3 protein-coding genes are annotated in these 5923 nt (G+C 70.6%); all 3 read right to left on the reverse strand.

What is annotated here, in order from left to right:
• Positions 1–268: 268 nt before the first annotated feature.
• Positions 269–3130, reverse strand: coding sequence for a hypothetical protein (locus tag MBELCI_RS18145; protein WP_021695710.1), 2862 nt, complete (start codon positions 3128–3130; stop codon positions 269–271).
• Positions 3127–5082 (reverse strand): hypothetical protein, encoded by a 1956-nt coding sequence (locus tag MBELCI_RS18150; RefSeq protein ID WP_021695711.1) that lies wholly within the window; start codon positions 5080–5082, stop codon positions 3127–3129. The genes MBELCI_RS18145 and MBELCI_RS18150 overlap by 4 nt, the downstream gene beginning before the upstream one ends.
• Positions 5079–5923, reverse strand: an 845-nt coding sequence (locus MBELCI_RS21145; protein WP_045320495.1) for a hypothetical protein, incomplete at its 5' end; no start/stop codon positions are given. The genes MBELCI_RS18150 and MBELCI_RS21145, both read right to left, overlap by 4 nt.

Here is a 5923-nt window from a genome sequence, read left to right on the forward strand (position 1 = left end):
CAAATTCGAGACACGACCGCGCCGCAATTGAGCAAACTCTATATCAGACTGAGGGATCTCGAGGGGAGCAGGTCAGTTAGACGCCAGGCCCATCCCCTCCGCCAGATATCAATGGTTTTTCGGATACAATTGCTGATCTGGCGCCTATGCTCGCCATCTCGTCCACGATGCTGTTTGTGATAGATGCATCGAGACGAGACAGGCCGAGCGTAGTTCGGCGGGGAGGCCGCCGCCCCCTTCGCTCGGCGGGGACGGTGGGGGCGTACGGTCAGAAGCTGTAGACCGCGTTGACGAAGACGCCACGGTCATCGTGATCGTAGTCGGTTAGATCGTCGGAGAACCTGCCGAAATTGTAGCCCGCACCGATCCGCACGTGGTCGTTGACCCGATAGTAGGGAGCAATGAGAACACCTTGGTCGCGGGTTTCCTGCTCGGGCTGCCACAGGCTGCGGTACTCGATCAGCAAGTCCCAGTTCTCGGCGAAGCTCCAGTCGCCGCGCAGCACGAAGATATGCGCCGGGCTGTCGTCCCAGACCGGCAAGTCGCGGTCATAGGCGACCTCGCCCAGCCGCACGCCGTACTTCGCGCCCAGCGTCAGGTCGGGCGAGATGCGAAAATCGACATCTGCCGAGAAGACGTGGCTGCGCTGCAGCGGCGCATCGGCATCCGCCGCGCCCACTGCGCCCCGTTCAAGGTCGACGCGCATGTCGTAGGACAGCACCGCAACGAGCGCGTCGTCTGCGACCGGGCGCAGCGCATAGGACAGCCCGGCCTCGGCATATGCGCCGTCGGGAGCGTCGTCATGCACATCGCGGGCATATTCGACCCGGGCGCGCAGCGTGCCGCCCTGATCCGCCGTGACCCGCCGGGTCGAGGCGGCGAGCAGCACGCCCCGGCTGTCGTCCGCGTCCTCGATCTCGTCACTGTGCAGCTCGAGCCGCAGGCGGCCCGCAGCACGGTCGCCATGGCTCTCGGCGCCGAAACTGAGGGTCCGGCGGCGTGCCGCATCGCTTGTCTCGTCGATGCTGGCGGCAAGGTCGAAGGCGAGACTTTCGCCCGGGGTCCAGTCGAGGCCGTAGCTTTGACCGCGCTTGCGCTCGGAGGTGCCGATCAGAACGTCCTGCTCGGTGAAGATCGACCAGTCGTCGAAGAGCGCGCGCCGCGCGCCCAGAACGAGGTCGTGGCCGGTGATCTCGGCAGTCTCGTCGCCCGCGATGCGCTGGCGCAAGTAGATCTCGCCATCCTCGCGCGCATAGGTGAGACCGGCCTCGAGCCCGGTCCCGGCGCTGCCGAAGCCCAGCTCGGCCTCGGCGCTCAGCCGGTCGGTGACCTGGCCCGAGACGCCCGCGCCGTAGCGGTCGTAGCCCTCAAGCGTGCCAGAAGCCTCCACCGAACCCTCGGCGAAGAGATAGGCTTGCGCCGCGTCGCCCAGATCGCGGCCCAAGCGCGCCGCCAGATCGGTGCGCCCGCCGCCGCCCGCCGGGCCGCTCTCGCGCTGCCGCTCTATGCCGAAGCTCAGATGGGTCTGCGCGCCGATGCGCTGCTCCAGCGTGGCGCGCAGCTCGTCGCTCTCGGTGTCGCCGCGACGGGTCCGCTCGGCGCCGAAGCCGAGCCGGGTGCCGTTCGCGATCACGGTCTCGACCTCGAGGCCGCTGCGCTCCACCGCCTCGTCGAGCGGGGCGCCGTCGCCGGCAAAGCCCGCCTCGCGCCGCTCGGCCCAAGCGGTGGCGTGGCCCTCGCGGCCCATCAGCCGTTCCAGCTCCGCCTCGGCCTCGATCCGCCAGGCATCGGCCTGGGTGCGGGCGGCGCCCGCCGCGCGAGTGGTGAAGCTGCGCCCGCCATCCTGCGAGACCTCGACCGCACGGCCGCGCCCTTCGGAGCGGGCGATCTCCGCAGTGACGGAGAGGCCCCGGCCCGCATCGTGGTGCAAGTCGAGCCCGGTCACTGTGTCGGCCGCGTCGCCCGAACCGTCACGGAACGTCGTCGCCCCGAGGCTCAGCCCGGCCCCGATCTCGTGGCGTGCGCGCAGCCCGGCCACGCTGTCCTCGATGCCTTGTGCCGGACGGGCATAATCGGCACGCAGCACCAGATCATCTGCCTCGCCCACGAAGAGCGCGCCGGTCGGCGTCTCGACCAGTGGCCGGTCGAGCAGCACGTGCCCTTGCGTGTGATTGACCCGGTAGTCGACCCCCTCGACGAGACGCCGGCGCTCCAGCAGGCGGCCGTTTTCGTCGCGCCGCTCGACGCTGAGTTGGGTGGTGCCGGGCAGGACGTCGCGATGCGACAGCCGGTAGGAGGCCCCGCCGGTGGCGGCGAACTCGTCGGTCTGCGGGATGCTCTCTTCGCTGGAGACGAAGCCCTCGACCGTGCCGCGCCTGCCGCTCAGCCGCCCGCTCAGGCCATAGATGCTGCGATCGGCGCGGATCAGGTCGCCCTCGGCGAGGCTGACGCGCCCTTGCCCGAAGGTCAGGTGACTGCCCTCGCGCGCGATCCGGGCATAGGGCCGCCCATCACGGCCACCGGTGCCGAGCATGACCGACTCATCGCCGAAGGTGACGGCGCCCGGATCAGCGCGCAGACGCTCCAGCGCGTCGCGCGGCGCGGTGCCGCCGAGCCCGTCGAAGACCTCGTCGAGCGGACGCGCGCCGGTATCTGCCGACATGGTCAGCGTCCAGCCGTTTCGCAGCGGGCCCTCGGCGAAGAAGGCCGCGCGGCCTTCGCTCCAGCCGCGCCCCTCCTCGAGATCATGGCCGAGCGTCAGATCGGCGATGCCGGTGCTGGTCCAGAGCGGTTGGGCCGTGCGTGCGCGCGGCTCGATCCGACCGAGTGCGGCGACGGGCACGGCGACAGGCGCGGCGGTGGCGGTCGTGATGGGCGTCCCGGCCCGTTCAGCCGGTCGTTGCGCGGCCTGCGGTGCGCGCGGTGCCTCTTCGGCCTCGAGGATCTCGAAGGCGAAGGCGTCAGGCGCGGCCGCTTCGGGCCGTGCCGTCGCCGGGGCGGCGCCGCCTGCCACGGTGGGCAGTCCGGCGATCGGGAAGGCCATGCCCACGGTCTCTGCCCCGACCGGCCTGCCGCCGACCGAGAGGATGAGGACGAGCGCGGTGGCGGTGAGGAGGGTAGAACGGTTCACCGGGCTTCTCCACGGATCAGGGTTTCGACGACGAGGGCGGGGGCGTTGGCGTCGCCCTCGTGGGTGGCGGTGACAGCGGTCGAGATTGCGTTGAGCCGGGCGCGGGCCACGCGGCGGTCGGCGGGATCGAGATAGACCAGCCCGAGCCGGGTCGGTCCTGCGCGCAGCGCCTGCATCATCTCGACCATGCCGGCCTGCCATTCGGCGCGCAGCTGACCGTCGGGCCCGAAGGCCGCGTCGGTGATCTGCAGCGTCGCCTTACGGCCCGGCAGCACGCCGAAATCCATCCGGCCCATCTTGCCGCGGGTCAGGCGGATCACCTGCGGATTGTCGCTGGTGACGATGCCGCCCGCAGGCAGGCTGCGCTCGTCGAGCTCGAGCTGCATGTTCGAGCCGATGCCGTCGCGCGGCAGCATGGCGCAGGGCACCGAGAAGCGGCCATGCGCGTCGACGGTGATCGCCTCGCCACGCGGGGTGCGCAGCAGCGCCCCGGCGAGGCCCGGCTCGCCCGCATCGGCATAGCCGTCGCCGTCGCGGTCCTCGTAGACCCGGCCGACCAGATCGGCGCAGTCGAAGATCCGCTCCAGTTCCAGCGTGACCACCGCCTCGGCCCGGGCCAGCACGCGCCCGTCATCAGGGTCGTGCAGTTTTGCCACCGAGAGGTGGCTGCCATGGGCGATCTCGCCCGCCGCCACGATGTCGAGCAGGATTTCGATCCGGTCGTCCGCATCCGCCGCCAGGCTGGCGAAGGCCAGCTCCCGGCCGGTCACGACCGGCTCGACGGCGCTGCCGTTCACCCGGGCCGAGCCCATGGCATAGACGAAGCCCTCGGGCAGGAGGTCGGTGATGTCGACGCGGTCGTATTCGACCTCTTCGGCGGTGATGCGGAAGCGCATGGGCATGCCGCGGCGCGCCGTCTCGGTCAGCGCCGTGATCGACAGGGTCGCGTCGGCCAGCACCGGGTCGACCGCGATGTGGTTGTTGATCACGTTCGGATCGCCCGGCTCGAGCAGGAAGCGCATGAAGTAGCGCGCCGCCTCGCCCGCCAGCGGCGGGTTGGCCGAGGCGCTGATCTCGCAATTGCCACCCGGGATCGGGTCGCCGACGCAGGCGGTGGCGTCGTAGGCCTCGATCGAGGTGACCGGCAGCCGCGCCGAGGTGCCGGCGACGAAGCCCGATGGCAGCTCCATGCTGATGCGGTATTCCGTCTCCACGGCGGGGCATTGCGGCGCGGCGGCAGGCGCCACGTCGAAGCGGTAGAACCCGTCCGTTCCGGTCACCTGGTCCTGCTGCTGCGGATCGGCGAGGCAGCGCGCGGGCAGGGCCCGCCCGGCGGCATCGGTGAGGGTCACGCGGACGCCCGGGATCGGCGCGCGGGTGACCGAGTCGTAGATCACGCCGGAGGGGTCGATCGGCAGGTTCTGGTCCTCGAGCCGCTGGCCCGGTTTCAGGTCGCTGATGGCGAAGCCGCCGAGCGCCTCGCCCGCCGGGCTGTACATCACCACCCGGTATCCTTCGTTCGCGTCGATATAGAGTTCGTAGCTGCCATTGGCGTCGGTGGTGACGAACTCGACCGGCTGACCCTTGTTGTCGAAGATCGGCTGGGTCCTGCCGTCATTGTCGATCACGGTGACGCGGTAGCCCGCGCCGACACCCCGATCGGCGGCGGGGTCGAAGCGGCCGTTGCGGTCGATGTCGTCGTAGATCATGCCGGACACCGCCGCGATCGGCACGATCGAGAGCCGCGCGGACCCCTCGATGCAGTTCGCCGGGTTGAGCGCCTCGCAGACGCCGTAGCCTACGTCGTAGAGGCCGGGATCGATGAAAGTGGGCACGGTGATGCGCCCCTCGCCATCGATGCCGACGCCGTCGAGGCCGCCATCGTCGATGATCGACATCGTCACCTCATCCGCGACCACCGGCGCGCCGCCGAGCAAATCGTTGGCGATCACGGGCGCGTGACGCCGCCCGAGACGCCGTAGATCGGCGCGTCGGTCAGGTCGTCGTCGGTTAGTTCGATCTGGGAGGCGCCCACCCTGACGGTGGCCGTGCTCTCGGCGCAGTTGTCGGGGTTGAGGATCTCGCAGGCGCGGTAGGTCACGTCATGCGTGCCTGCGACCGTGCCCGGCCCGACGCGCAGCGTGCCGTCGGGGTCGATGGACAGACCCGGCACCGAGGCCACCAGCTGAGTTGCCTCGGCCTCGCCTGCCTCGAACGCCGCGCCGTCGATGGTGTCGTTGGTCAGCACGTTGCCCGCGACGCCACCGTCGCGTCCGTCGATCGGGGTCGTGCCGGAGGCTTCGGACGACGGGGCCCGTGCGGCGCCGCCGTCGCGCCTTTCGATCGGTGGCGCGCCAAAGGCGTCGGGCGCCAAGGCGAGCGCGGCGGCGGCGACGTCGATCACCGCGTCGGCCCGTGCACAGCTTTCCGGCGCATCCTTCGCGCAGATCTCGTAGCTCAGCTCGTAGCGCCCGGCGGGTGTGCCGACGGCGACCGACACCGGACCTTCCGCCGAAAGCGCGATCCGTCCACCGGCGAGATCGGCGTCGGGCAGCAGTCGCAGCGCAACCTCTGCCGCCGTCGGCCGCGCCGCATTGAAGACGTCGTTGGCGAGCACATCGATCGCCGTCTCCGCCCCTTCGCGGCCCTGCACGGGTCCGGCCATCACGTCGTCCTCCGCCGCGATCTCGGCCACGTCGGCGAGGGTCACGGTCAAGTCGAGAACACCGGCGTTGCCTCGCGCGTCGGTGGCGGTGAGGGTCAACTGGTGGATGTTGTCGCCGTCGGCATCGC

Source organism: Limimaricola cinnabarinus LL-001 (assembly GCF_000466965.1).
Lineage (GTDB): Bacteria > Pseudomonadota > Alphaproteobacteria > Rhodobacterales > Rhodobacteraceae > Limimaricola > Limimaricola cinnabarinus.